The organism is Saccharothrix australiensis (genome assembly GCF_003634935.1).
Lineage (GTDB): Bacteria > Actinomycetota > Actinomycetes > Mycobacteriales > Pseudonocardiaceae > Actinosynnema > Actinosynnema australiense.
Map to the genome: position 1 here is coordinate 2,981,341 of NZ_RBXO01000001.1, position 24,396 is coordinate 3,005,736.

The window sequence follows — 24,396 nt, forward strand, 5'->3', positions numbered from 1 at the left end:
CCGTGGGGCAGATCGAAGACTTCGGTGAAAGGTTCATCCGCGAGGACTCGGATGTAATTGACGTCAATGGCATTCAGGTCCATCTCCGCTTCGTCGTAGAGGAAGTGCAAGTTGGGAGTAGAGTCCGACTGGCTTTTCATAGCTACTCTCGGGAGGTCGCACAGGCGATTTGTGTGGCGACCTCCAAGGGGCGGCTGAACATCGCCGGATCCAGTTCCAAAAAGATGATCCTTTGGGCTGGCAGTGCTCCATCGGAAGTTGAGATATCGCTCAGTAGCAGGGTTCCTGCGAAGTTGACTTTCTGGAACGTGTGGGAACGCCCCGATGGAGGGGTCGACGCAGGTCTTCGTTTCGCGGGGATGAGGATTGCAGAGGTTGAGCACAACTCGTGGCTGCTCCATTGCAGCGATGGCGTGGGCGAGGCAGACTTCGATGATCTCGTAGTGTCCGTTGCCCTGGTGTGAAGGGACAACGCCTCATGGATTCACGGGTGTCGCGGCAACTCGACGACCTCGACGATTCGAACTGTCACTGACGCACTAGGGCTGGTCAAGTTGTTAAGGGGTGGGAAGCCAGATTTGTGGCAACCATGTTCGGCGATGGATGCTGGAAGTTCAAATTCGTCGTCCCGGGTGTCAAGGCAAGCCCGCTGCCCGTGCGGTACGCCTGCTGGAGTCGAGATACCCAAAACTGCGTCCTGCTCGCCGCCGCGCGGCGTTTCGGACGAAGGGCATTTCGTATATTCCTTGGGAGACGTGCCCAGTTCCTACGCCGTGTGCGAGGCTGGTGCTGAGCTTTGCATCTGAGTACTCGGCCTGTCGCACTCGATGGAGCACATATTTGAGCATGCCAGCTACATTTCGGACGCTGTAGCCACCACAATCGTGTAAACGATGAAATTGGCACCGGGAAGCCACGGTCGCCGTCACGCTTGCCCCGTTGCACCTACCTCACGGACCGGCAGCATGACGCCCAGTGGAAAGAGAGACTGCTTCAGTGCCGGCTGCTGGGGCACTGTTCGGTGCTGACCACGGAGAAGTACCTGCGGCGGCTGGACATCACGCGGATCTTCGGCGAGCTCGGCGGTCCCGCCTGTGAGGCCGGGCCGGGTGCGGATGCCGGGCAGGTCGTGGCGGCAGAGCTGGAGGTCGAGCGGGAGTTCGCCGACGAGCGGGAGGGGCCGGGATGCCCGCCGAGGTGACCGGAGACTCGCCGGTGCTGGAGTGCCTGTTCACCAGCGGCGCGACCGCGTGGTTCACGCTGGAGGCCGCGGGCGGCGGTGTGCTGGCCGGGCAGTTGCTGTGCGGGCCGGCCGAGCTGGTCCAGCCGCACGGCCCGCCGGACAGCAGGGCGTCGGTGAGCCACTACGTGCTCGCCTGCCGCCACCTGTTGGAGGCGGTGACGTCCGCCGGTCGGCTCGGGCCGGAGTCCTTCTCGCACTGGGTGCGTCGCCGCGGGCTGTGCGGTGACGACGGCCGGCCGCTGTCGCTGCACCGCCACCGGCTGCGAGCCAGGTTCGAGGTGATGCGGGACCACCGGTCCTGGTTCAACAGTCCGCGCGCCACCATCGACGCCAACCACACCGCGCGGGTGGAGGGCGAGCACTACCTGTCGGACCTCGCCGGGGGTGAGGCGGGCGAGGCCGTCCTCGTCCGGGTCGTGTGGGTGTTTGCCGCAGTGACGGCGAGGTGGGCGTGGGCGAGCATGGCGAAGGTGATGTGGCGGTACCAGGCGTCGTAGCGGCGGACCTGGTACTGGTCCAGGCCGATCTCGGTCTTGGCGGTCTGGAAGCATTCCTCGACCGCCCAACGGGTTCCGGCGACGCGGACGAGTTCGTCGCCGGGAGTGCCGGTGGGCCCGAAGCACAGGTGGAACGCCAGTTCGTCCGGATTGATGATACTGCGGCGGATGAGCAGCCACCGTGACAGGTCGCTGTACCGGTCGGGACCCGGAGGCAGGGTCGCCGCGGCCCAGTCGTACAGCCGCGGTCCTTACGGTCTGGCTTCGCGGTACGGCCACGACGTAGCCCACCCGGCGGTCTTCTGGCCAGGTGCGGAACTTGTGGTCCTGGCTGTAGGGCTCCCCACAACGACGGCAACTATGTCCCGCCCCCGAAAGAGCTACCCGGGTTCCCAGGTGCTAAGAGAGTGAAGGGAAAGACCGCAGTGCGTGGTGGCGGAGGCTTGCGAGCGCGCTGGGAAGATCGAAAGTTCATTTACGAATGGGACTCTCGGCATGGCGAGATTGAGAAGTATGACAAGAGGGGGAAACGCCTAGGCTCCTTCGATCATAGCACTGGAGATCCGATACCGATAGCAAGGGGCGGGTTAAGGGACCTGTTCCAGGGCGGGAGTGTGGGCGATGAGTTGGGTGCTCATGGTATTTGAGAAGTACGGCGATGCCTTCATTGCGGAGATCCCACTTCCTGAAAGCGTCAATGATGACGTCGTAAGGCTGCTCGTCGGCGACTACCCGAATCTTCATGGAGATTCGTTTCCGATCGGCGGTGCAAGCTTGGATCGGTTGTCGGAAATGATTGCGAGTCGGATGAAGCCTGACAATTTCGACTACTTCATAGGGTTTCGACGGTAGAGTGGTGATGTGGGTGGTGGAGCAGCGGAGTCTGCGCGGCAGCCGCCAGGTCTTCAGGATCGAGACGGATCGTTCGCCGAGGGCGCGGATGCGGGCATGCGAGCGGTTGACCGCCTGCTGACCGGGCGAGAGGTTGTGCCACTTGCCGCGGTAGGGCACGCGGACCGAGCCGCCCGCTCCGCGGTAGACCTTGTCCGCCCAGCACGGGATGTCGTGTGAGTTCAGGGCTTCGATGATGCCGTGGGTGCGTGCTGCGGTCAGGTCGTGGGCCGAGCCGGGCAGCGCGGGCGAGGCCCACGGCAGGCGTCCGGCCGGGTCGGCCAGGACCTGGACGTTCATGCCGTGGCGCTTGTGCTTTCCCGAGTAGTACGGACGGTCTGCGGCGATGCGGTCGATGCGTGACAGGGTGCCGTCGAGGATGACGTGGGCCTTGCGCGAGGCGACTTTCAGCGCATCGGCCAGGTCCGGTGCCAGTGCGGCCAGGGGTTGGACGGCTTCGTGGATGTGGCGGCAGACGGTGGCCAGGCCGACGCCGAATCCGGCGGCCAGGCGGGTGTAGGTGTCGCCGCGGCGCAGATGGGCCAGCGCGAGCAGGGCCTGGCGTCCGGGTTCGAGGGCGGCGCCACCTGCTGCCGATCCGAAGGCGGTGCGTGGTCGGTTCCCGCGCCAGGAACTGAAGGTGTGAACTGGACAGGTCGATCGCGGATGGGTAGACAAGCACTCGAAGCTCCTGGCGATGGCCTTGCTCTTGGTCGAGAAGTCATTCACCAGGAGCTTCGCCACGTCTCCAGCCCCTACCCCCAGGTTGGAAAGGGCTCAGTATTGATCTGCCGCCGAGGTATGGACGGCCTCGGCAACCTTCGTTGAGGCCAGGTAATCAACCTCGGTCAGATCTCTCTGCCAGCTCGGCCGTGATCGCCAGGTAGTCGCACTCGTGCCGGACGGATCGGCCTAGTACTCCAGCCGCAGTTCGTGATTTTTGACGTGTCATCGCTGGTAGTGGGCTTGTTTGGCGCGGTATTGGTGGCGTCTGCGCCAGTGGGACCAGCTCCAGGTGCGAACGCGGTCGGGGATGGTGGTGGTCAGGTGTGCCAGGAGACGCCTGACTTCGCCGAGGGTGACCGGGATGAGGTCGCTGCCAGGGCTTTTGGGGCGATGGCGGCGGTGACGGCGAGGTAGGTGTGGGCGAGCATCGCGAGGGTGATGTGGCGGTACCAGGCGTCGTAGCGGCGGATCTGGTACTGGTCCAGGCCGACCTCGGTCTTGGCGGTCTGGAAGCAGTCCTCGACCGCCCAGCGTGCACCGGCCACCCGGATCAGGTCGTCATCTGTGGTTCCCGTTGGTGCGCAACACAAGTAATAGGCCAGTTCGTGTTCTCTGCGGCGGGTCGCGGTCAGGGAACGGCGGATCAACAGCCATCGTCGCCACCCGGCAGGGGTGGTGTCGTCGTAGGCGGGTAACGAGGCCACCGCCCAGTCGAACGGGCGAGGCCCTTTGACGCCCTGGCCGCAGCTGCGGCGCTTCCACGCCGCTTGCGGGGCGTCGGCGGTCAGGTAGTCGGTGCGGGTGGCGCCCGCGGTGGCGGGAACGGTCTGGCTGCTTGGCACGGCCACCACGTAGGCGATGCGCCGGTCTTCCAGCCAGGCCCGGAATTTCGAGTCGCCGCCGTATGCCTCGTCCGCGGTCACCCAGCGCGCCGGCACGCCCGCGTCCAGCGCTCGCCCCAGCATCGCGCGGGCGAGCACGGGCTTGGTCGCAAACTCCACGGTGTCGGGCACCGCCGCCTCTTAGCACCGTGCCCGGTCGGCGGTCCAGGACTCGGGCAGGTACAGCTCGCGGTCGATCAGCGTCCGGCCTTTGCCTGTGGCGTAGGCGAGGAACACGCCCAGTTGGCAGTTCTCGATCCGGCCGGCGGTGCCGGAGTACTGGCGTTGCACCCCGGCGGACCTGGTGCCCTTCTTCAGGAATTCGGTCTCGTCCACCATCAGCACACCGTCCCGGGCGTCGTCACGCAGCCCGTCGGTGTCCCAGGCGTAGAAGTTCAACAGCCGCTGCATGCCCTCCGGGCCCGCGTCGCCGGTCGCCTCGGCCAGTGTCCACCCGTTCTTCCGCTCAACTTCGGAGAGCAGGACCCTGACATACCAACGCATCCGACGCCGCGACTCCACACGCGGGAACCGGCCCGCGAACCGGCCGAGGAACGCATTGAACGCCGCCGACCATCCCGCCACCAACCCCATCGACACGCAACATCAAGTAGCAGAGGACAACCTCAGATCACGACCTGTCGTTGTAGTAAAGGCCACTTCCGGGATGCCGACAAGGAACCGCCGCAGGTGCGGAACGGACCCGGATCGCCTGACGCACAGGCGATGCTGCGGCGGCCAGGGTACTGGCGAATCACGCCGGGTCGTCGGAGAGTGACGATGCAGCCGCGTAGGTCCTTGGCGCAGCAGCGAGGTGATCGGCCGCCTCCGGCAGTCGGCAGGGTGCGGGAGTGCAGGGCGCAGAGACTGGTGGCTGCCCGGACCGGCACGACGAGCGCCCGGGAGCGGCTGTGTGGTGGCCAGGCGATGACCGCGTCATGGTCGGTGCGTCCAGGGCCGGCACGGCGGCCATGCCTTCGAGCAGGTTGGCGCGGCTGGACTCGGGCATGGCCGGAGCGCTGTTCGACGACGCCGGAAATCCGCCCTGGTAAGGCTTCCGACGCGCACTCCGCTGTCCGCTGGTGCTCTGCACCCTGACCACACGCCACAACGTCGCCTGATGGAGAGAGCGGCCGAAGGGATGCGACCCAGTTCATGTCCGATAGCACATCCTCGCGCGCGGCAAGGTCGCGAACGGTGTTGAGGTCACTCTGCGATCGGCGGGCCGACGCATCGTCCCGTTCGTTGGCCGCCTGCGGCTACAAGCTCCACGCTTTCGGTGCCAAGGTGCTCGGCCTCGCTCGACGCCGCGTCTGCCGTACTGCGCGGCCAAGGGGTTCGCGGACTGCGTGGATCGCCGGCGGGTCACCTGCGGCGCGGTAGGCGGGTGATGATCAGCGCCCCGGTTACGACCGCGGCGAGTGTGCCGGCCAGGACGAACGTCGTGCCGAGGCCGACGGTGTCGATGAGGGGCTGCGCGATCAGTGGTGAGGAGAACTGGCCGAGGAACAGGGCCGAGGTGAGCAGTCCCAGTGCCTTGGTCCGCGCGCCGGGGGAGACGGAGGCGACCAGCCAGCCGTTGATGGTCGGGTTCTGCAGGCCGACGCCGACGCCTACCACCACCATGCCGAGACCGGCTGTCCACAGCGTGCCCGCCGAACCGACCAGGAACAGCCCGACGGCGAGCGCCGCGAACATGGCCGTCGCCAGCGCCGGGAAGTCCCACCGGGTGCGCAGTCGTCGGTAGTTCAGGCCCACCAGGGTCATCGCCAGGTTCACCGCCGCGATCAGGGCACCGGTGACCACCGGGCCCGCTCCGCCCACCTCGGCCAGCCAGAACGGGGCCTGGGTCGGCACGGTGTAGAACGCCACGACGCCCAGGAACATCAGCGCGTACAAGCCGAGCGACCGCCGCTGCCACGGCGTGCCCTCCGAGACGCCTTGTGCGGGCTGCACGGCCACCTCGGGCACGAACCGGAGCACGAGGACGAGCATCGGCACCGCCAGCAGGTACACCGCGAACGGCCCGCGCCAGCCCTCCGTCGCCAGCACGCCGCCCAGCAGCATCGCCACGACCCCGCCGAAGCCCATCGCCGCGCCCTGCAGGCCCAGCACCCGGCCGTGCTCCCCGGCGGGGTGGTGATCGGCGAGCAGGGCGGTCGACGTGGTCATGATGCCCGCGATGCCGACGCCGAGCAGCGCCCGCCCGACCAGCAGTCCGGGCAGCGAGTCCAGCACCAGCCCCGAACCGCCGCCGACGGTGTAGAGCGCCAGGCACGCCACCAGCACCGGCACACGACCCGTGCGGCCGCTGAGCCGGGCCAGCAGCGGGGCGGACAGCATGATCAGCAGACCCGGCAGCGTCAGCACCAGGCGCACCAGCAGTTGCGCGTGCGGCTCGCCGGCGAAGTGCCGCTCCATGCCCGGCAGCGCCGGGGTGATCGTGGCGCTGGCCATGATCGTCATCGTGCTGACGCCGAGCAGCGTCACCAGCAGGGACTTCGGCGGTCGCCGCACGTCCGCGACGGTTGTTGCGGTCATGGCGGCGACGCTAAGACCTCGACCATGCTGGAGGTCAACGATCATGTCGACCCGATCACGCCGGGGTGCGGTTCGCCCAGCGGTGGTCAGGCTTCTCCGAGAGTGATCCAGTCGGGTCGACCGGCTGGCTGAACTCCCGATGCAGGACTGCGGTCGAGAGCTTCCGGTCAGGGTTAGCGAGTAGAGGAGGAACGACATGTCAGACGCGTGGAACGAAGGTGTCGCGGTCGCTGGACAAGATGGGTCGCTGGGCCGCACCGAGTCGTTCGCGTTCCGGGCTGTGCTGCTCGCGTTACTGGCGGACGTGCTGCCGTAGGGTGCCGGCGTCACGTCGGTCGTGCGGCGGACCGGCGGGCGGCTGAGCGTGGTGCAGCAGTTGCTGCTGGTGGACCACGGCACGGCCGCCCCACCGCGCTCGGCCTGCAAGTGCCGGTGCCGGCCGCCGTCATCGTCGTCGGCGACTTCGTGTTGCGCCTTGTCAGAGTGGGCGGCGCAGACCGTCCAGCACGAGGGTGATGACATCGTCGGCCTCGGCCCGCCAGTTGGGGCGGTCGTGGGCCGCGCTGATGCCGTGCAGTGCCATCATCACGGCACCGGCGTCCACGTCGTCGCGCACGGTTCCGGCCTGTACGGCGGCGGCCATCAGCTCGGTGACGGCCTGCTCCAGCGCCCGGCTGCCCTCGGCGAGGCCGCCCGAGCGATCGGCCATGAGCGTGGCCAGCGTCCGGGCCAGGCCCTCGTGGGCGGCTATGTGGTCGACCATGTCGCGTAGGAAGGTCGCCAGTGCCTCCGCCGGAGGCAGTGTGGCCTGTAGTCGGCGGGCGCGGTCGCACAGCGCGGCGACTTCCCCGTGGTAGACCGCCTCGGCAAGTGCCTCGCGGGTGGGGAAGTGGCGGTACAGCGTGCCGGTGCCGACTCCGGCCAGTCGGGCGAAGTCGTCGAAGCGCAGGTCGAAGAAGTCTCCGGTGTCGAAGACCTCTCGTGCCTTGGCGATCAGGGCATCGCGGTTGCGTCGGGCGTCGGCCCGCAGCGGCTTGTCGGTGGTCATGCGCTACCTCGCGTTGACAAGTGGAGGTGACCTCCATATCTTGCAAGAAGTGGAGATCGTCTCCAAATCGAGCGTACCGGACGGGACACAGCGTGAAGATCCTCATGTTCGGCCGGGGCGTGATCGCCACCACCTACGGCTGGGCCCTGCACCAGGCGGGGCACGACGTCGAGTGCTACGTCCGGCCCGGCCGCGCGGCGACGTACGGGGACGCGGTCGACCCCGACCTGATCGATACGCGGCACCGGGTGCGAGGCAAGCGCGTCACCGGGAAGTGGCCGGTGCGCTACCGCGAGGTGCTGGAGCCGGACCACGCCTTCGACCTGATCGTGCTCAGCGTGCCGCACCACCGCCTCGCGGAGGCGACGGCCTTCCTGGCCCCGCGTGTCGGCCGGGCCACGGTGCTGGTCTTCGGCAACGTCTGGACCGAGCCGCCGACCGCGGTCGGCGCGCTTCCCGTCGACCGGGTCGCCTGGGGCTTCCCCCAGGCCGGTGGCGGTTTCGGCGCGGACGGTGTGCTCCGCGGTGCGCTGCTGCCGTCGGTCGTCTTCGGTACCCTCGGCGGGCCACCGACCGATCGGGAGCGGGCCGTGCGCCGGGCGTTCCGCGAGGCCGGGTTCCGGATCAAGGAGCGGCCCGACTTCCGCGGCTGGCTCTGGGTCCACTTCGTGTCGGATGCCGCCCTGTTCTCGCAGGGCGTGCGGCTGGGGTCGCTGTCCGGGCTGGTCGGGGCGGCGGGCGACCTGCGCGAGGCGCTGCTGACCGGCCGTGAACTGCTGCCGCTGCTCCAGGCGCGCGGCCTCGACCTGCGACGGCACCGGGCAGGTGTGCTGCTGTTCCGGGCGCCCACCTGGCTGACGGCCCGCGCGCTCGCCTGGCTGACCGCTCATGTCCCGCCCGTGCGCGTGCTCTTCGCGGCGCACTGCGACCCCGACGCCGAGGAGCCGCGTGAGGTCTGCCGGGACACCCTGGCCGAAGCACGACGGTTGGGCGTCCCGGTACCGCGACTGGAAGCGGCGGAACCCCACTTCGCCCGCGAGGGGCGAGGTCCTGCTCAGGTGCGGGGTTGATCAAGTCCGCCATGTCCGCGGATGACCGCACTCGGAGTGCTCACTTCGTCGCTGCCGTGATGAGGAACGGCGGGTGGACGGCCTCGGCGGGGTGTTCGGCGCCGGGTGGTGGGCGGTCGGTGTCCCCGAGCAGGGGCGTGATGGAGTCGACGTCCCGGAAACCGGCTTCGGCGAGCAGGTCCCGGCAGGTGTCGCGGGGCCAGTGGTGGTCGAGGAGTCGTAGTGCGCCGCCGTCGGGCAGGTACAGCACCGTGCGCCGTTGTTGCCCCGGCTCGTACCGGGTAGCGGGTTCCCCGGTGCGGAAGGTGGAGAAGCGGATCCCGGTGGTGTCCGGGTTGGTGTCGAGCACGGCGAAGCGCCCACCCGGCCGCAGCACCCGGTGGACCTCCGCGGTGATCGCCCGGAGCCGGTCCGGGTCGCCCACGGTGACGAACACGAAGCAGCACATCGCCGCGTCGACCGAGTCGTCGGGCAGGAAGTCCAGCGACGGCCGTCCGATCAGGTGGTAGCGGATGCGGGGGTGCGCGCGCCGGGTCCGCGCGATGTGCAGCATCCGGTCGGAGATGTCGGCCGCGTGCACGTCCACGTCGTACCGCTCCGCCACGCGCAGCGCGATCTTGCCCGGTCCGCAGCCGTAGTCGAGCACGGTGCGGACCTCCGGCGCGCCGAGCCCGAGCGCGGAGAACACCGCCGGGTAGCCGAGGGTCCGTTCGAACAGGTCGTCGTAGCTGTCGAAACCGGCGGCGACCTCGTCATCGCCCTTCCACACCGTGCCCATGAGCCCCTTCTCCAGCAGCAGTTCGTGATCTACCCGCGGCGCCGGTCGGAGCCGGTGCCGTGCGCGACCGCGCGGTGAGGTGGGCGTCGGTATCGGCGGTGGCGACGAACGACCCCCGTGGCTCGCCGGTTGACGCGGGAAGCACAGGATGGTGGCGGCGGGAGCGGCCGGACATCGCCCGAACAGGTACCGTGGGCGACTCGACCGGGTGATACGGGCGCGGGCGGCACCGCAGTGGTGCGCCAGGGGGCTCGGGGTCGTCGCTGTCGGGCTGTTCCGGCTCGGGCATCACCGAGCGTGTCCTTCGTGGACCCGGCCGGACGGGAACGCCGGGGCACGACATCGCCGGGTTCACCGCTACTCCGCCGCGCGGAAGGCGTTGACGTCGTCCACGGTGACGGGCACCGGGCCGTAGGTGGCCGAGCCGGACAGGTATGTCAGCAGGCCCGCGCTGCCCGCGCCCTGGAGTGCTGCGGTCCCGTCGGTCGCGGTGACCTGCCAGCCGGGTTCCTCGGCCCCGTCGAGCTTCCGGCCCACCGCCGACACGTGGGTCCCGTACCCGGTGGCGATCCGGTCCGTCCCGATCTTCGGGCGAACGTGCCGTGCCCCGAGATGCACGCCGGGAACGGTGGCGAATAGGGCGTCGCGTCGTCGCCCGGCGCAGCTCCGGCTGCCAGGCCGGGTTCGGGTGCGATCGGATCGCGGTCTCCGGGTGCCACAGGTCGATGTCCGTCCGGTACTTCGACGGCGCGGAGCCGGGCCCGGGCGCGAGCGACACCCCGAACACCAGCAGCGACGCCACCACCGCACCGGTCAGCGCGCCGGCCGACAACGCCCGGACACCCACGCCGCCGAGCGCGCCCCCGAACCGGGGCCGAACTTCGAGGAGCTGGAAGAACTCCAGCACGACCAGCGGCGGGTAGTGGGGCCCGGCGACGCCGGCCTGGCGGTTGCAGCGGCGAACGGGGTGTGTTGGCCGCCGGCTCGGCCTCCGTCACCTCCGCGCGGTGACCGGGGCCGAGGTCCGGTGTGTCGGTGTCCCGGAACCGCCGGTGGCGTGGATCGTCCGGCCGACGCCTACGGATCGGTCCGGCCCGGGTTCCCGGCCACGCTCGCTCCGGCGTCGCCGGCGGACGGCTCGTCGTCCCGGTTCGGTTCGCGCATCGCGGCGATCGCGGCGACGATGTTGTGGTAGCCGGTGCAGCGGCACAGGTTGCCGGCGATCGCGGTGCGGATCTCGGCTTCGGTCGGCGAGGGGTTCTCCCGCAGCAGTTCCGTCGCCACCGCGAGCATCCCCGGCGTGCAGAAGCCGCACTGGAGCGCGTGATGGCGGCGGAAGGACTCCTGGAGCGGGTTGAGGGACGTGGTGGCCAGGCCCTCGGCGGTGGTGACGTCGGAGCCGTCCGCCTGGACCGCGAGGACGCAGCAGGCGCGGGCCGTGGCGCCGTCCACCAGGACCGTGCACGAGCCGCAGGCCCCGTGCTCGCAGCCGACGCGCACGCCGGTGAAACCCAGGTCGTGGCGCAGGAAGTCGGCGAGCGTGCGGCGTGGTTCGCAGTCGGCCGAGCAGGTGCGGCCGTTCACGGTGAGGGAGACCTTCACTCGGCTACCGCCTGTCGTAGTGCCCTGCGGGTGAGGACGGCCGTCATGTCGCGGCGGTACGCGGCCGGCGCGTGCAGGTCGTCGGCCGGGTCGGTGGCGGCCGCCGCCGCGTCGGCCGCCGCCGCCAGCAGGTCGGGGGAGGGTGCTTCGCCGCGCAGGAGGTCCTCCGCCGCGCGGGCCCGGATCGGGGTGGGCGCCGCGCCCGCCACGGCGATCCGGGCATCGGCGACGACCCCGCGCGCGAGCGTCACCGAGGTGAAGACCGCCGTCACCGCGAGGTCGTTGGGTCGGCGGCTGAGCTCCGCCACGCCGTGCCGGGTGCCCGGCGGCGGCAGCGGGACGTGGATGGCGGTGAGCAGTTCGCCCGGCCCGAGCGCGGTGCGGTGCGGGCCGCGGAAGAAGTCGCCGGCGGCGATGGTCCTGACGCCGTCGGCGCTCCGGGCGGTGAAGACCGCGTCCGACGCCAGGAAGACGGCCGGCAGCTCGGCGGCCGGGTCGGCGTGCGCGACGCTGCCGCCGACCGTGCCGCGGTTGCGCACGGACACGTGGCCGACGCAGGTCAGCGCCTCAGCCAGCAGCGGCAGCGTTCGGGCCACCACGGGGGAGGTCTCGGCGGCGCGGAGCCGGGTCAGCGCGCCGAGCGCCAACGACCCGGTCCCGGTCGTCCCGATGTCGGTGAGCGGCAGCCGGGACACGTCGACCACGAGCTCCGGCCGCCGCGACCGCAGGTTCAGCAGCGGCACCAGGCTCTGCCCGCCCGCCAGCACGACCGCGCCCGGACCGAGCGCGCCGACCGCCTCGTCCACCGTGGACGCGCGCAGGTACTCGAACGGCGCGGCCTTCACCGGTCGGCCCCCGCGCGGATCGCCGCCAGCAGGTCCGGGGGTGTGATCGGCAGCGCCGTGATCCGCACCCCGAACTCCGACAGCGCGTCCTGCACGGCGTGCGCGATCGCGGCACCACCGCCGATCACCCCGGACTCGCCCGCTCCCTTGAAGCCGCCGGGGACGTGCTCGGCGGGCGTCTCCATGTGGCGCACCGCCATCGGCGGCACCACGGTCGCCGTCGGCAGCAGGTAGTCCGCGAAGGACCGCGTCGACGCCGCGCCGGACGCGTCGTAGACCAGCCGCTCGTACAGCGCGCCGCCGATGGCCTGCGCGGCGCCGCCGGACAGCTGGCCCTCCACGATCATCGGGTTGATCAGCGTGCCGCAGTCGTGCGCCATGAGGTGGCCGAGGAGCTGGACGACGCCGGTCTCGACGTCGACGGAGGCGAGGACGGCCGTGCACCCGAACGCCGTGGCGACGTTGGCCGGGTCGTACACCTCGCGCTCGTGCAGCGTGGGCGGCTCGTCGTCGGGCAGCGCGCCGTGGAGCCGCCGGTACGCCGCGTCCCCGATCTCGGCGAAGGTCACCGCCGCACCCGGCGCGGACACCACGCCGTCGTTGATCACCAACTCCTCCGGCGGGGTTCCCAGGACGTGCGCGGCGATGCGCAACACCTTGGCGCGCAGGCGGGTTGCGGCGTTGAGCACCGCCGCTCCGCCGACCGCGGCGGCCCGGCTGGCCGCGGTGCCGTACCCGGTGTACGGGCTGGAATCGGTGTCGCCGGCGACGACGGTGACGTGGTCCAGCGGCACGTCCAGGGCGTGCGCCGCCACCTGCGCCAGGGCCGTGTGGATGCCCTGGCCCATCGACGTCTGTCCGGTGTGGACGGAGACGTGGCCGGTGGAGTCGATGCGCACCACGGCTTCGTCGAACCCGGAGTGGTGCAGGCCGGCCAGGTTGACGAGCCGGGACGGCGCGAGCGCCGACACCTGGTTGTGGAAGGCGTAGCCGATGCCGACGTGCTCGCCGCGTGCCCGCGCGTCGGTGACGAAATCCGCCCAGCCGGCCTGCCGCACGGCGTCCAGGCACAGGTCGAGGCACTCGGCGTACCGGCCGCTGTCGTAGACGAAGACCGGGCTCTGGTAGGGGAACTCGGTGATGAAGTTGCGCCGCCGCACGTCGTGCGCGTCCATGCCCAACCGACGGGCGAGGGCTTCGACCAGGTGTTCGTGCACGAAGTTCGCCTTCGGCAGCCCGAAGCCCCGGTACGAGCCGTACGGTGTCTTGTTGGTGACGACGCCGACGACGGCCATCTCGTACGCCGGGATGGCGTACGGCCCGGACATGACCGAGGCGGCGGTCACGCACGGGCTGAGGCCGACGGTGCTGAAGGTCGCGCCGAGCACCCCGTGCAGGGTGCCGCGCAGGCCGGTGATCGTGCCGTCGGCGCGGGCCGCCAACTCGACCTCGATCCGCTGCTCCCGCGCGTGCGAGGTGGCGACGAAGCTCTCCCGCCGGTCCTCGACCAGCTTCACCGGCCGCCCGGTCGCGCGGGACAGCACGGCGGCCACCACCTCGTCGCCGTAGAACTCGAACTTGCTGCCGAACCCGCCGCCGATGTCGGGCACCCGCACCCGGACCTTGTCCGCCGACAGCCCGAGCACCTCGGCGAACAGCTCGCGGGCGAGGTGCGGGGCCTGGGTGTTGAGCCACACGTCCAGGCGGTCGGTGAACGGGTCCCACGTCGCGACGACGCCTCGCGTCTCCAGGGGCGCGCCCAGCTGCCGGGCGAAGTCGAACGTCTCCCGCAGCACCACGTCGGCCTCCGCGAACGCCGCCCCGACGTCACCCCGCGCCACCACGGTGCGGCCGGCGACGTTGTCCGGCCAGTCCTCGTGCAGGCGCGGCGCGTCCGGGGCCAGCGCCTGCTCCAGCGTCGTGACGGCGGGCAGCGGCTCGTACTCGACGTCGATCAGCTCGACCGCGTCCTCGGCGACGGCGCGGTCGACGGCGGCGACGGCCGCCACCCCGTGCCCGCTGTGCAGCACCTTGTCGACGGCGAGCGGGTACGCGACGGGCTGCGGCGCGTCGGGGCCCAGCCGCCAGATCACCGGCTGCGGCCGGTGCACGACCTTCTGCACGTCCGCTCCCGTCACCACGGCGAACACACCGGGGTGCGCCGCGGCCGCCGCCGTGTCGACGCGCAGCACCCTGGCGTGCGGGTGCGGGCTGCGCAGCACGGCCGCTTCCAGGACGCCCGGCGGCCGGACGTCGTCGATGTACACCGCCCGCCCGGTGAGCATCCGCACGTCCTCGGCGCGGCTCACCCGGGCGCCGATCAGCCCTTCACGCACGGTCACCCCCGGTCGTCGGGATTCCACCCTGGCACCGAACGACGTCGGGGGGAATCACGCAGACGGTGGGATGTGGCGGCCGAACCCGGCCGGCGGACCCGGCCGGCGGAGCCGGTCCGGCGTGGCGGTCCGGCGTGGCGGTCCGGCGCACCGCGGCAGGCGCGCCGGCCGGCGGACCGCCCGGTCAGGAGTCCGTGGGCGTGCCCTGCCGGCCGTGCGGCACGAGCTGCTCCTCGGAGGCGGCCGGCGTGCGGTGCAGCAGACCGTCCCCCGCCTCACCGGCGCGGCCGGAAGCCGCCTTCACCGGGCGTCCGTCAGGTCGGCGTCAGCGGCTGCTCGACACCGCGCGGGGCACCGGCCCGACGTCCGAGCGCCGACCGGGCAGCCGCGCGGCGTGGCGCTGCCCCGGACCGGGCCCGCCCCGCGCGGCCAGCGCGTCGGCCACCGCACCGGTGGCGAAGGCGTAGACCGACTTGTGCAGCAGGTCCACCAGCAGCTCCGAACGCGGCCACGTCCGGGGCGGCGCGCCGACACCGGTGGCGTTCTCCAGGATCTGGTCGTTGGTCAGCCGCACCACGGTGAACATCGCCGACGCCACCGGACCGCGCAGCCCCGCGTTGGCCATCAGCGACCGCACCACCCCGGCGAGCGCGCCCTGTCCGAAGTGCATGGCCAGGTTGACCGCGCGCGGCTGCTTCCCGGCCTGCTCGGGCATCCCGAGCAGCCGCTCCAGCACCCTGGCCGGCACGTGCGAGTCGGGCCGCCCGGTCACCCGCTGCTCCAGCTTCTCCCCGATGGTCATCACGGCCGCGCCGGCCGCGCCGGCCACCAGCCCCTGCCACAGCGCACGCTTCACCATGCCCACCGGCTACCCCGTGCGCGGCGGCCTACCCGCACGCCGTCGCTCCGGTGCGCGAGCGGGCGTCGGCGCAGTGCGCGGTCGAGGTGAGCAGCCGCCGCGCGGCCGTGGTTGGCGGGGGCGTCGGTGGGTAATCGGACTGTTCGGAGCCGCCGTGCTCCCGTCGAAAGGGGTCAGCCGTGCCGGACGACTCGCTGTTCTTCGTCGGCAACGCCACCACCGTCCTCCGCATGGGCCCGTTCACGCTGCTGACCGATCCCAATTTCCTGCACAGAGGACAGTGGGCGTACTTCGGCCAGGGACTGTTCTCCCGGCGGCGCGCGGACCCCGCGCTGGAGATCGCCGACCTGCCCCCGCTGGACGCCGTCGTGCTGTCGCACTTCCACGGTGACCACTTCGACCGGGTCGCGGCGCGCGAGCTGGACCGCGACCTGCCGATCCTGACCACCGCGCACGCGGCGAAGCGGTTGGCGCGGCGGGGTTTCCGCGAGCCGGTCGTGCTGGCCAGGTGGTCGGAGCAGGTGTTGACCAAGGGCGAGGCGGTGCTGACCGTGACGGCCCTGCCGGGCAGGCACGCGCTGGGCCCGGTGGCCGCGCTGCTGCCGCCGGTGATGGGCAGCCTGGTCGAGTACCGCGCCCGACCCGGCGCGCCGCCGCTGCGCGTGTACTTCAGCGGCGACACGCTGGTCCACGACGACCTCCGCGAGATCCGGGAGCGCTACCCCTCGATCGACGTGGCCGTGGTGCACCTGGGCGGCACCAAGTTCCTCGGCATCCTGCTGACGATGGACGGCACGCAGGGCGTCGACCTGCTGGAACTGCTCCGCCCCCGGCACGCCGTCCCGGTGCACTACGACGACTACGGCCTGATGAAGTCCCCGCTGTCCGACTTCGCCGCCGAGGTGACCCGCCGCGGCCCCGCCGCCGAGGTCACCTACCTCGACCGCGGCGACACGTACGTGCTGCCGCCGCCGGCCGACCCGACGCGGTGAGCGGCCGACCACCGGCGCCTCCGTCCGAAGAGGGCGGCCGGGGCCGTGGTCCAGGTGAACGGTTCACCCGTGGGAGAGGTGGTTCCGGCGGGCGACGGAACGGGTACCTCGTGCCCGTGGACGACTTTCTGGGCATCTACCTCCGGGACCAGCTCGCGATGGGCGTGTTGTGGCGCGAGCTGGCGCGACGTGCCCAGCGGAACAACCGCGGCACCGAACTCGGCGTCGCGGTGGGCGGCGTCGCGGCGGCCATCGCGGAGGACGTCGAGACGTTCCGCGCGATCATGGGGCGGCTCGGCGTGCGCACCGACCCCGTCAAGACCGGGTTGGCGTTCGGGGCCGAACGCCTCGGCCGGCTCAAGCGCAACGGCCGGCTGGTGTCCTACTCGCCGTTGAGCAGGTTCGAGGAGCTGGAGTTCCTCGCGATGGGGATCGACGGCAAGAAGCAGCTCTGGACGACGCTGCGCGACCTCGCGGGCCTCCGGGAACGCCTGCCGGACATCGACTTCGACCACCTCATCGACCGCGCCGCACGGCAACGCGCCGACCTCGAACCCTTCCGCGTCCGCGCCGGCGCCGACGCGTTCGCCACCCGCGGCCCGCGATAGCCCGCGACCTCCGGACGGCGGTTCCCCGGACAGGCGGCTGCTCGGGACGCGTGGGCTCGCGCCGGCGTCGGGTCGGTTCCCTGGTTTCGTCCGTACTCCCGAGTGGTATTCCGGGCTCCCCTCGACGGCCTCCCGGATTCGTCCGACCGGGGCCGCGAGGGGATTCTCGTCGGTCAAGCAGTGTGCCGACAGCCACGCGGCTGCCCTCGTGCGGGATCGTGCCGTCGTCACGCTCGCGTGAGGGCGGCCCGCGGGCGCACCCGCGTGTTGACCACCAGCGAGCGATGAGGACACGATGATCAACGCTGATCAGCCCCTTCCGGACGCCGACGTGCCGACCCTGGGTGTGGAGGAGGAGTTCCTGGTCGTCGACGACAGCGGCCTGCCCGTCCCGGTGGCCGGGGAGGTCGTCGAGGCGGCCAACCGGCTGGGCGCGGACCTGCAACCCGAGCTGACCAGGGTGCAGGTGGAGAGCAACACACCGGTGTGCCGCACGCTGCGCGAGGTGCGCGGGCACCTGCTGGCCGCGCGGTCGACGGCCGCGGCGGCGGCCATGCAGGCGGGGGCGCGGCTGCTCGCGGTCGGCGTGCCCCTGACCGGTCCGATGGGGCAGCCCTTCAGCGACTCCGACCGCTACCGGCGGATCGGGGAGGGCTACGGCCTGCTGGCCGCCGAGCACGGCGTGTGCGGCTGTCACGTGCACGTCGCCGTGCCGGACCGCGAGACCGCGGTGCAGGTGTGCAACCACCTCCGGCCCTGGTTGCCGGTGCTGCTCGCGTTGACCGCGAACTCCCCGATCCACCAGGGCGTCGACACCGGCTGCGCGAGCTGGCGGTCGGTGCTCAACAGCCGCTGGCCGTGTTCCGGCGCGCCGCCGTACTTCACGTCCGCGGAGCACTACGACGCCGTGCTGGCCACGATGGTCGACAGCGGGGCGGTGCTGGACCCGGCGATGGTGTACTGGGACGTGCGGCCCTCCGACCACCTGCCCACCGTCGAGGTCCGGGTCTCCGACGTGCCCGCCACGGTCGACGAGTCGATCCTGCTCGCCGCCCTGGTGCGCGCCCTGGTCGGCACCGCCCTGGAGGCGGTGCGCCGGGGTGAGCGGGGGCTGCCGGTCACCACCGAGGCGTTGCGCGCGGCCTACTGGCGCGCCGCGCACGACGGCATCGAGGGCGACGGCGTCGACCTGTTCGGCAACCGCCGCGTGCCGGCCGCGCACCTGGTGCGGGGGCTGCTGCGCCACGTCCGGCCGGCCCTGCGCCGCAGCGGGGAGCTGCACGCGGTCAACGCCCTGCTCACCAAGGTCCTCCAGAACGGCAACGGCGCCGTCCGCCAACGGCGGGCGTTCCGGCAGCGCGGGCGGATCGAGGACGTGGTGGCGGTCCTGACCCGTGACACCGGTCACGACTGGCTGCCGGAAACCGCCGCGTGATCGTCGGGTCGACGCTCGCGCCGGCGTACGCGCACCGACCCCCGGCCTCGGCCGGGCAGTGACGACCGGGGCGTGGCGGAGCCGGGACCGGCGGGGTCGCCCGCGTAGTCGGTCGGCCACGCCCGGCCGCTGGTCGGGGCCGTGATCACGTCAAGGCGGTGTGCGCCCGGCACCTGGTCGATCGACCGACGTGCCAGGGTCGGTGGCGGTGCGGCGCTGGTCGAGGCGGACCGGGTCGGTGATCGGAGGGGAACTCCCGGCCGGGCCGGGTCTCCGCGCGGTCGATGTCGCCCACCACGGACGGGGGCGGCGGCGGAGCTGTTCCGCGTGATCCTCTCCGAGGACGACGTGCAGGCCGGGATCGACCGCACGGCCGGGCCCACGCGGACGGCGCGGAGTTCGTGGGCGGGGATGCCGGCCGGGCGCGCCCGACGCAGGTGGGACCGGCCTGCCCGGACCACGCTCGACCCGTGATCCGGCCGGTGGCGCCGCGGCCTCGACACCGGTGCTACGACGACCGGGTGATGGGTCTGGCCCGGAGGACGCGCCTGTCCCTTGACGCGTCGAAGTCCGGTGGACATCCTCGGAAGGGGTGTTCGCGCGGGTCGCGAGCACAACGCCGTCCCCGTTCGCGCGCGTCGACCGCTGTCCGGGGGTCGCGAAAGGTCGTGCGGCAGTGAAAGTGCTCGTGGTCAGCCCGCCGAACTCCAACACCGTCATCGACGGCGCTTCGTGCACGGTGACGAGGCCGGAGGAACACACCGACTGGTCGGACTTCCCGAACCTCGGCGTGCTCACCCTCGCCTCCGCCCTCCGCGCCGTGCCCGGCGTGGAACCCGTCTACCTCGACGGAACGGTGATGCCCTGGCCGGAAGTGCCGGCCTACGTCGAGGACAACGCGGGCGACATCCTGGCCCTGTGCGTCAGCGCCCTCACCGCGACCTACGAAGCCGGCCTGCACCTGTGCCGCGCGGCGAAGCGGATCAACCCCCGGATCGTCACGATCTTCGGCAACGACCACATCACCGCGCTGCCCCGGGAGTGCATGTCCGCCCGGCGCGGGGTGATCGACTACGCGTTCGTCGGCAACGAGGTGGTCGGCGGCTTCGTCGCGTTCGTCGCCGCGCTGGCGCAGGGGCGCGAGCCGGCGGGCGGCTACGCCGGGCTGCTCGCCTACCGCGACGGCGAACTGCGCGGCGAGGCCCAGCGCCCGGAGCCGATCTACACCGCGCTGGACTACTCCCTGATCGACCGCGGCTTCGACCACTCGCGGCTGTACCGCGACAACTTCGCCAAGCGCGTCTCGCCCACGTTCCACGAGCTCACCGGACGCCGCGTGCACGCCGGGGTGCCGGTGGAGATCGGGCGCGGGTGCATCAAGTTCGCCCGCGACGACGCGTGTTCGTTCTGCTCGATCCAGTTCGGCGGCCTGTGGCGGAACTCGGTGCCGGACGCGGAGACGGCCTGGGAGGTCGTCCGCGCCGCCCACGACGAGGGTTTCGACTACCTCTACCTGACCTCGGACGAGCTGCCGCTGACGTTCGGGAAGCTGCTGCGCGGGATGGCGGCCGCGCCGCCCGGCTGGTGGAGCGCGCTGCCCGAGGACGACCGGCCGGTGCTGGTCGGCTACGCGCGCGCCGACGGGCTGTCCGACGAGCGGCGCGCGACGACGTTGCGGTCGCTCGGCGTCCGCCAGCTCATGGTGGGCCTCGACGCGGGCACGCCGACCTCGTTGCGCGCGATGAACAAGCCGCTGGTGTCGATCCGCGAGGCGAACTCCCCGTTCGGGGCGGAGAAGATGTTCGACCACAACGTGCGTGCGCTGAAGTCGGCCGAGAACGCGGGCCTGCTGCTCAAGGTCGGCTTCGTCGTCGGCCACCTCGGCATGGACGAGCGGCTGCTGCGGGAGAACGTGGACTCGATGAAGGCGATGCTGGACTCCGGCGTGGGCAGCATCGCGTCGCTGGACGTCGAGGTGCTGTCACCGGAACCGGGTTCGCTCGACTTCAAGATGCTGCTCGACCCGGCCGGCGCGCTGGCGCGGGCGCGGGAACTCGGTGTCACGCTGCCGGACCGGAACCGGCACGAGGAGCTGGCGCGGCGGTGGCGCGACACCGACCTGATCGACCGGGAGTCGGCGATGGCGGACTACGTCGAGGCGGTGATGCCCGGCCTGACCCTCGACGACCTCGCGGCGGCGCGCGCCGAAGTGCGCCGGTACGGCAAGGGCCTCGGCGTCACGATCGGCGGGTGAGCGCATGACCGGCACGGCGCTGCTCGGGTTCGCGGGCCTGTGCCTGCTGCTGGCCATCGCTCCGGGACCGGACACCTTCCTCGTGCTGCGGTACGGCTTGGCCGGCCCTCGTTTCGGCGTGCTGGCGGCGGCGGGGTCGGCGATCGGCTCGCTGTTCTGGGCGGCGGCCGTGGCGCTGGGGCTGGCGGACCTGCTGCGCTCCTCGCCCACCGCGTTCCTCGTGGTGAAGGTCGTCGGCGGCCTCTACCTGCTGTACCTGGGGGTGGTCGGGTTCCTCCGCCGCGACGAGGTGGTCGACCCGGGCGGTGGGGGACCGGTGCGGTCGCGGTGGGGCCCGTCGTTCCGGTCGGGTGTGCTCTCGTGCCTGCTCAACCCGAAGGTCGGCTTGTTCTTCCTGGCGGTGGTGCCGCAGTTCCTGCCCGCCGAGGCCATCGCCGTGGGCACGATCATGGTGCTCGGCCTGGTCGACGCGGTGGTGGCGTTCGGTTGGCTGGCGGCGCTGGTGGCCGGCGCGGCCAGGGCGGTCGGGTGGCTGCGCCGGCCCCGGGTGTCGCGCGGGCTGGCGGGCCTGAGTTCCGTCGCGTTGTGCGCACTGGGCGTCGGCACCATCGCCGCGGTCATCTGACGCGCGTGCGGTGGCGTCCACCGGTTCGACCTCGCCGAGGGCCTGCAACGCGTCACAGCGCGGGCGGTCACCGCGAACCGCCTCACCGAGCGCGATGCCGAGCGGTGGCCGCACCACCTCGCCACCGAACCGGTCTTCGCCTCCGTGACGCTGTTCATCGTGGCGGCGACGGTGGACCCGGCGGCCCCCGGCGCGCGCTCGGCGGCCTGGAAGTCGCGCAGCGCCCACTCGTCCTGCGGCGCGGGGCGCACCCCGGTCGAGGCGGGCGGCACGCCGTCGTCCACCCGTGGGCCGGTCCACGCGCCCGGTTCCGCCCGCACCGCCGCCCCGCACGCCAGCCGCAGCTCCGGGTCCTCCGGGTCGGTGGCCGGCAGCCGGCGCGCGGGACGCGGCAGTGCCAGCGGATCTCCGTGCCGGAGGTGGCGGGTCGGTGGCGGCGGTGGTGGACGCGGCGGCCGACGGTCGGGCCGATCCGGACTGGGGTGGGCGCTAGCCGGCCCCCGGGTCGGGGTCGAGGTCGAGGGCGCACGCGGTCGTGGCCATGCGCAGCACCGCCTCGGCGTCACCGCCGTCGACCACCTTCGCCGTGATCTCGCTCGACACGGCGGCGATCCGGTCGGGAGCGGCCACCTCGGCAGCACACGAACCGCTCCCGGCGCGGCGCGGTGGCGGGTCAGTCCGCGAGCTGGTCGAGGGGGAGGCGACGTGCCAGCACGTCGCGTGCGACGTCGAGCACCGACCTCCGGCTCGCGAAGGCGTGCGCCCGCAGCCTGGCGAAGGCGTCCTCCAGGCTGATCCGCAGCTGTGCCGCGAGCATCCCGGTGGCGATGTTGACGTCCTGGTAGGAGACCTCGACGCGCACACCGCCACCCGTGGTGTCGCTGTGGTCGAGCAGCCACAGGACCGTCAGGTCGGCCAGCACGGCGGCGTCGCCGAGCACGGTGGGCGACAGGCCGCCCGGTCGGCGGCGGTAGAGGTCCAGCGTCCCGAGCGTGGTGCCACCGAGCCGCAACGGGAAGGCGAACACCGCTGCCAGCCCCTCCTCCTCGGCCAGGTCCGCGAACCCCGGCCACCTCGACCGGGCCGCGCTGAGGTCCGCCACCAGCACGGGCCCGCCCGTGCCGAACGCCTCGACCCCCGGACCTTCGCCGACGGTGTACTGGGCTTCCTCCAGCGCACCGGCCCAGCGGTCGCTCGAAGCGAGCAGCTCCTGCGCCCGGTGACCGCTGCGCAACGTCACCGCGGTGGCGTCGACCCCGGCCAGGGCGTGGACGCAGACCTCGCACAGCGCCCGCGCCCACTCCGTGCGGCCGGGCGAGGCCACGTGCTCCGCGACCACCCGTGCCAACCGGTCCCGACGCTGCCCGTCCAACACCCGTCCTCGCTGCCGCAGGGAAGCCGACGCACCGGACCGCCCAGGAGCCTCGACCACCGCCTCGGTGACCTCGCGCACGAACGCGGTACTTCGCGGACGCGCCCCGGCCCCGTCCGGAGGCGCCAGGGCATCCGATTATCCCCGTTCGACGCGCGACCGCACACCTGACCTCACGCCCGTGGCCGTACCGCGGATGATCCGCCCCGGTCGTTCGTGGACGTGGCGGACCCACGCGCACACGATGGCCGAGGTCGCACGGCTCGTGCGTTCAAGTGGCCCCGTTGTGGTTACTCCACCGGCATGGACCACAGCGAAGCACCCGTGCTGGAAGCGTTGCAGGCGTTCCACGACCAGGGCTACACGCCGTTCAACCCGCCCGGTCACCGCCAGGGGCGCGGAGCGGACCCGCGCGTGCTGGAGGTCGTCGGCGAGGCGGTGTTCGCCTCGGACGTGATCCCGGTCAACGGCCTGGACGACCGGGCGAACCGGCAGGGCGTCGTCGAGCGGGCCCAGCGGCTGATGGCCGACGCCGTGGGCGCGGAGCACGCGTTCTTCTCCACCTGCGGCAGCTCGCTGTCGGTCAAGAGCGCCATGCTCTCGGTCGCCGGTCCGCACGAGAAGATCATCGTGCCGCGGCACGCGCACAAGTCCGTCGTGTCCGCGCTGATCCTCAGCGGCGTGAGCCCGGTGTGGCTGTCGCCGCACTGGGACGCCGAGCGGCACCTGTCCCACCCGCCCGGCCCCGACGAGGTGCGGGAGCTGTTGCGGGCCGAGCCCGACGCCAAGGGCGTGCTCCTGGTCACCCCGAACGACTACGGGACCTGCGGTGACATCCGGGCCGTCGCCGAGGTGTGCCACGAGTTCGGCAAGCCGCTGATCGTGGACGAGGCGTGGGGCGCGCACCTGCCGTTCCACCCCGACCTGCCGCAGTGGGGCATGGACGCGGGCGCGGACGTCGTCGTGACCAGCGTGCACAAGTCCGGTGCGGCGGTCGAGCAGAGCTCCGTGTTCCACCTCCAGGGCGACCTGGTCGACCCCAACGTGCTCAAGGCCCGCGAGGACCTGCTCGCCACCACCAGCCCCACCTCGCTGGTCTACGCGACCCTGGACGGCTGGCGGCGGCACATGGTCCAGCACGGCGAGGAACTGCTCACCGCCACCCTCGCGCTCGCGCGCGCCACCCGCGCCGCGATGGGTGACCTGCCCGGCCTGCGCGTCATGGGCGAGGCCGAGTTCGTCGGAGCGCGCCTCGCGCACGCCCTCGACCCCCTGAAGATGGTCATCGACCTGGACGAGCTGGGCATCAGCGGCTACCAGGCCGCCGACTGGCTGCGCGAGCACCGGCGCGTCACCGTCGGGCTGTCCGACCACCGGCGCGTCGTCGCGCAGTTCACCCACGCCGACGACCACCGCACCGCCGGCGTGCTGCTCGACGCCCTGGGCGCGCTGGTCGAGGCGGCCGACGGGATGCCCGCGCCGAAACCGGTAGACCTGCCCACGCCGGACGAACTCCAGCTGGAGACCGCGATGCTGCCGCGCGACGCGTTCTTCGCCGCCGTCGAGCAGGTGCCCGCGGACCGGGCGGTCGGCCGGATCAGCGCCGAGATGGTCACGCCCTACCCGCCCGGCGCGCCCGCCGTGCTGCCGGGCGAGGTGATCAACCAGGCGGTCGTGGACTACGTGCGCTCCGGTTTCCACGCGGGGATGCAGCTGCCCGACCCCGCCGACCCCGAGCTGACCACGTTCCGGGTGGTGGCCCACGAGCGCTGACGCGTCGGGTCGGCCGGGTG

General features: G+C 72.0%; 20 protein-coding genes and 3 pseudogenes. 10 read left to right on the forward strand and 13 right to left on the reverse strand.

Going from position 1 to position 24,396, the window contains the following annotated elements; all coding sequences use genetic code 11:
- Window positions 1-2: 2 nt before the first annotated feature.
- Window positions 3-464: a hypothetical protein gene (locus C8E97_RS34070; RefSeq protein WP_147455100.1), complete on the forward strand. Its 462-nt coding sequence runs from the start codon at window positions 3-5 to the stop codon at window positions 462-464.
- 557 nt (window positions 465-1,021) lie between these two features.
- Window positions 1,022-1,201 carry a hypothetical protein gene (locus C8E97_RS13800; RefSeq protein ID WP_170211534.1) on the forward strand — a complete coding sequence of 60 codons (180 nt, stop codon included), beginning with the start codon at window positions 1,022-1,024 and terminating at the stop codon, window positions 1,199-1,201.
- Between the two features lie 403 nt (window positions 1,202-1,604).
- On the opposite strand, the pseudogene C8E97_RS35995 reads toward C8E97_RS13800, so the two are convergent.
- A pseudogene (locus tag C8E97_RS35995) lies at window positions 1,605-2,082 on the reverse strand (IS701 family transposase); the annotation flags it as partial.
- A 65-nt stretch (window positions 2,083-2,147) separates the two neighbouring features.
- Here C8E97_RS35995 and C8E97_RS36805 point away from each other — a divergent pair.
- Complete coding sequence (locus C8E97_RS36805) at window positions 2,148-2,387, forward strand: colicin E3/pyocin S6 family cytotoxin (RefSeq protein ID WP_425470519.1); 240 nt, start codon at window positions 2,148-2,150, stop codon at window positions 2,385-2,387.
- A 202-nt stretch (window positions 2,388-2,589) separates the two neighbouring features.
- Here C8E97_RS36805 and C8E97_RS13820 read toward each other — a convergent pair.
- From C8E97_RS13820 to C8E97_RS13840, 4 genes and pseudogenes are all read right to left on the reverse strand, one after another.
- Window positions 2,590-3,313, reverse strand: a pseudogene (locus C8E97_RS13820) (transposase family protein); the annotation flags it as partial.
- A 361-nt stretch (window positions 3,314-3,674) separates the two neighbouring features.
- A pseudogene (locus C8E97_RS13825) lies at window positions 3,675-4,832 on the reverse strand (IS701 family transposase).
- Between the two features lie 771 nt (window positions 4,833-5,603).
- Window positions 5,604-6,779 carry an MFS transporter gene (locus tag C8E97_RS13835; RefSeq protein WP_121005513.1) on the reverse strand — a complete coding sequence of 392 codons (1,176 nt, stop codon included), beginning with the start codon at window positions 6,777-6,779 and terminating at the stop codon, window positions 5,604-5,606.
- A 478-nt stretch (window positions 6,780-7,257) separates the two neighbouring features.
- Entirely contained in the window at window positions 7,258-7,827 is a 570-nt protein-coding gene (locus tag C8E97_RS13840) for a TetR/AcrR family transcriptional regulator (protein ID WP_121005516.1), read from the reverse strand.
- Window positions 7,828-7,919: 92 nt separating this feature from the next.
- Here C8E97_RS13840 and C8E97_RS13845 point away from each other — a divergent pair, with 92 nt between their 5' ends.
- On the forward strand, window positions 7,920-8,897 hold the full coding sequence (locus tag C8E97_RS13845) for a ketopantoate reductase family protein (RefSeq protein ID WP_121005519.1): 978 nt from the start codon (window positions 7,920-7,922) through the stop codon (window positions 8,895-8,897).
- Between the two features lie 40 nt (window positions 8,898-8,937).
- Here C8E97_RS13845 and C8E97_RS13850 read toward each other — a convergent pair whose 3' ends face one another.
- The 6 genes from C8E97_RS13850 to C8E97_RS13875 form a co-directional block, all read right to left on the reverse strand.
- Window positions 8,938-9,675: a class I SAM-dependent methyltransferase gene (locus tag C8E97_RS13850; RefSeq protein WP_121005522.1), complete on the reverse strand. Its 738-nt coding sequence runs from the start codon at window positions 9,673-9,675 to the stop codon at window positions 8,938-8,940.
- Between the two features lie 357 nt (window positions 9,676-10,032).
- A complete protein-coding gene (locus C8E97_RS34500; protein ID WP_170211818.1) occupies window positions 10,033-10,293 on the reverse strand; it encodes a hypothetical protein in 261 nt (86 codons plus the stop codon).
- 459 nt (window positions 10,294-10,752) lie between these two features.
- Window positions 10,753-11,277 carry a (2Fe-2S)-binding protein gene (locus C8E97_RS13860; RefSeq protein ID WP_121005525.1) on the reverse strand — a complete coding sequence of 175 codons (525 nt, stop codon included), beginning with the start codon at window positions 11,275-11,277 and terminating at the stop codon, window positions 10,753-10,755.
- Window positions 11,274-12,122 carry an FAD binding domain-containing protein gene (locus tag C8E97_RS13865; protein WP_121005528.1) on the reverse strand — a complete coding sequence of 283 codons (849 nt, stop codon included), beginning with the start codon at window positions 12,120-12,122 and terminating at the stop codon, window positions 11,274-11,276. Before C8E97_RS13865 ends, C8E97_RS13860 begins: the two co-directional genes overlap by 4 nt.
- The gene (locus C8E97_RS13870; protein ID WP_246018879.1) at window positions 12,119-14,464 is read right to left on the reverse strand and encodes a xanthine dehydrogenase family protein molybdopterin-binding subunit; all 2,346 of its coding nucleotides are present in this window, start codon (window positions 14,462-14,464) and stop codon (window positions 12,119-12,121) included. The genes C8E97_RS13865 and C8E97_RS13870 overlap by 4 nt, the downstream gene beginning before the upstream one ends.
- 319 nt (window positions 14,465-14,783) lie before the next feature.
- Window positions 14,784-15,317 carry a hypothetical protein gene (locus tag C8E97_RS13875; RefSeq protein ID WP_121011470.1) on the reverse strand — a complete coding sequence of 178 codons (534 nt, stop codon included), beginning with the start codon at window positions 15,315-15,317 and terminating at the stop codon, window positions 14,784-14,786.
- Between the two features lie 179 nt (window positions 15,318-15,496).
- Here C8E97_RS13875 and C8E97_RS13880 point away from each other — a divergent pair, with 179 nt between their 5' ends.
- From C8E97_RS13880 to C8E97_RS13900, 5 genes are all read left to right on the forward strand, one after another.
- The gene (locus C8E97_RS13880) at window positions 15,497-16,309 is read left to right on the forward strand and encodes an MBL fold metallo-hydrolase (RefSeq protein ID WP_281275403.1); all 813 of its coding nucleotides are present in this window, start codon (window positions 15,497-15,499) and stop codon (window positions 16,307-16,309) included.
- Window positions 16,310-16,425: 116 nt separating this feature from the next.
- Window positions 16,426-16,917: a hypothetical protein gene (locus C8E97_RS13885; RefSeq protein WP_121011476.1), complete on the forward strand. Its 492-nt coding sequence runs from the start codon at window positions 16,426-16,428 to the stop codon at window positions 16,915-16,917.
- Window positions 16,918-17,212: 295 nt separating this feature from the next.
- Entirely contained in the window at window positions 17,213-18,352 is a 1,140-nt protein-coding gene (locus C8E97_RS13890) for a carboxylate-amine ligase (RefSeq protein ID WP_121005531.1), read from the forward strand.
- A 676-nt stretch (window positions 18,353-19,028) separates the two neighbouring features.
- Complete coding sequence (locus C8E97_RS13895; RefSeq protein WP_170211821.1) at window positions 19,029-20,606, forward strand: B12-binding domain-containing radical SAM protein; 1,578 nt, start codon at window positions 19,029-19,031, stop codon at window positions 20,604-20,606.
- A 4-nt stretch (window positions 20,607-20,610) separates the two neighbouring features.
- Complete coding sequence (locus C8E97_RS13900) at window positions 20,611-21,231, forward strand: LysE family translocator (protein WP_121005537.1); 621 nt, start codon at window positions 20,611-20,613, stop codon at window positions 21,229-21,231.
- A gap of 489 nt (window positions 21,232-21,720) precedes the next feature.
- Here the strand turns inward: C8E97_RS13900 and C8E97_RS34510 are convergent, their stop codons facing one another.
- Both C8E97_RS34510 and C8E97_RS13910 read right to left on the reverse strand, forming a co-directional pair.
- Complete coding sequence (locus tag C8E97_RS34510; RefSeq protein WP_170211823.1) at window positions 21,721-21,861, reverse strand: hypothetical protein; 141 nt, start codon at window positions 21,859-21,861, stop codon at window positions 21,721-21,723.
- A 43-nt stretch (window positions 21,862-21,904) separates the two neighbouring features.
- On the reverse strand, window positions 21,905-22,606 hold the full coding sequence (locus tag C8E97_RS13910) for a GAF and ANTAR domain-containing protein (RefSeq protein WP_121005540.1): 702 nt from the start codon (window positions 22,604-22,606) through the stop codon (window positions 21,905-21,907).
- Window positions 22,607-22,906: 300 nt separating this feature from the next.
- Between C8E97_RS13910 and C8E97_RS13915 the strand changes: the two genes are divergently transcribed.
- The gene (locus tag C8E97_RS13915) at window positions 22,907-24,376 is read left to right on the forward strand and encodes an aminotransferase class I/II-fold pyridoxal phosphate-dependent enzyme (RefSeq protein ID WP_121005543.1); all 1,470 of its coding nucleotides are present in this window, start codon (window positions 22,907-22,909) and stop codon (window positions 24,374-24,376) included.
- Window positions 24,377-24,396: the final 20 nt, after the last annotated feature.

Excerpts from the sequence above, each read along its gene's own strand:
- C8E97_RS13850 (WP_121005522.1), bottom strand. The coding sequence starts at position 9,675 with ATGGGCACGGTGTGGAAGGGCGATGACGAGGTCGCCGCCGGTTTCGAC.
- C8E97_RS13840 (WP_121005516.1), bottom strand. The coding sequence starts at position 7,827 with ATGACCACCGACAAGCCGCTGCGGGCCGACGCCCGACGCAACCGCGAT.
- C8E97_RS13875 (WP_121011470.1), bottom strand. The coding sequence starts at position 15,317 with ATGGTGAAGCGTGCGCTGTGGCAGGGGCTGGTGGCCGGCGCGGCCGGC.
- C8E97_RS13890 (WP_121005531.1), top strand. The coding sequence starts at position 17,213 with ATGATCAACGCTGATCAGCCCCTTCCGGACGCCGACGTGCCGACCCTG.
- C8E97_RS13915 (WP_121005543.1), top strand. The coding sequence starts at position 22,907 with ATGGACCACAGCGAAGCACCCGTGCTGGAAGCGTTGCAGGCGTTCCAC.
- C8E97_RS13900 (WP_121005537.1), top strand. The coding sequence starts at position 20,611 with ATGACCGGCACGGCGCTGCTCGGGTTCGCGGGCCTGTGCCTGCTGCTG.
- C8E97_RS13835 (WP_121005513.1), bottom strand. The coding sequence starts at position 6,779 with ATGACCGCAACAACCGTCGCGGACGTGCGGCGACCGCCGAAGTCCCTG.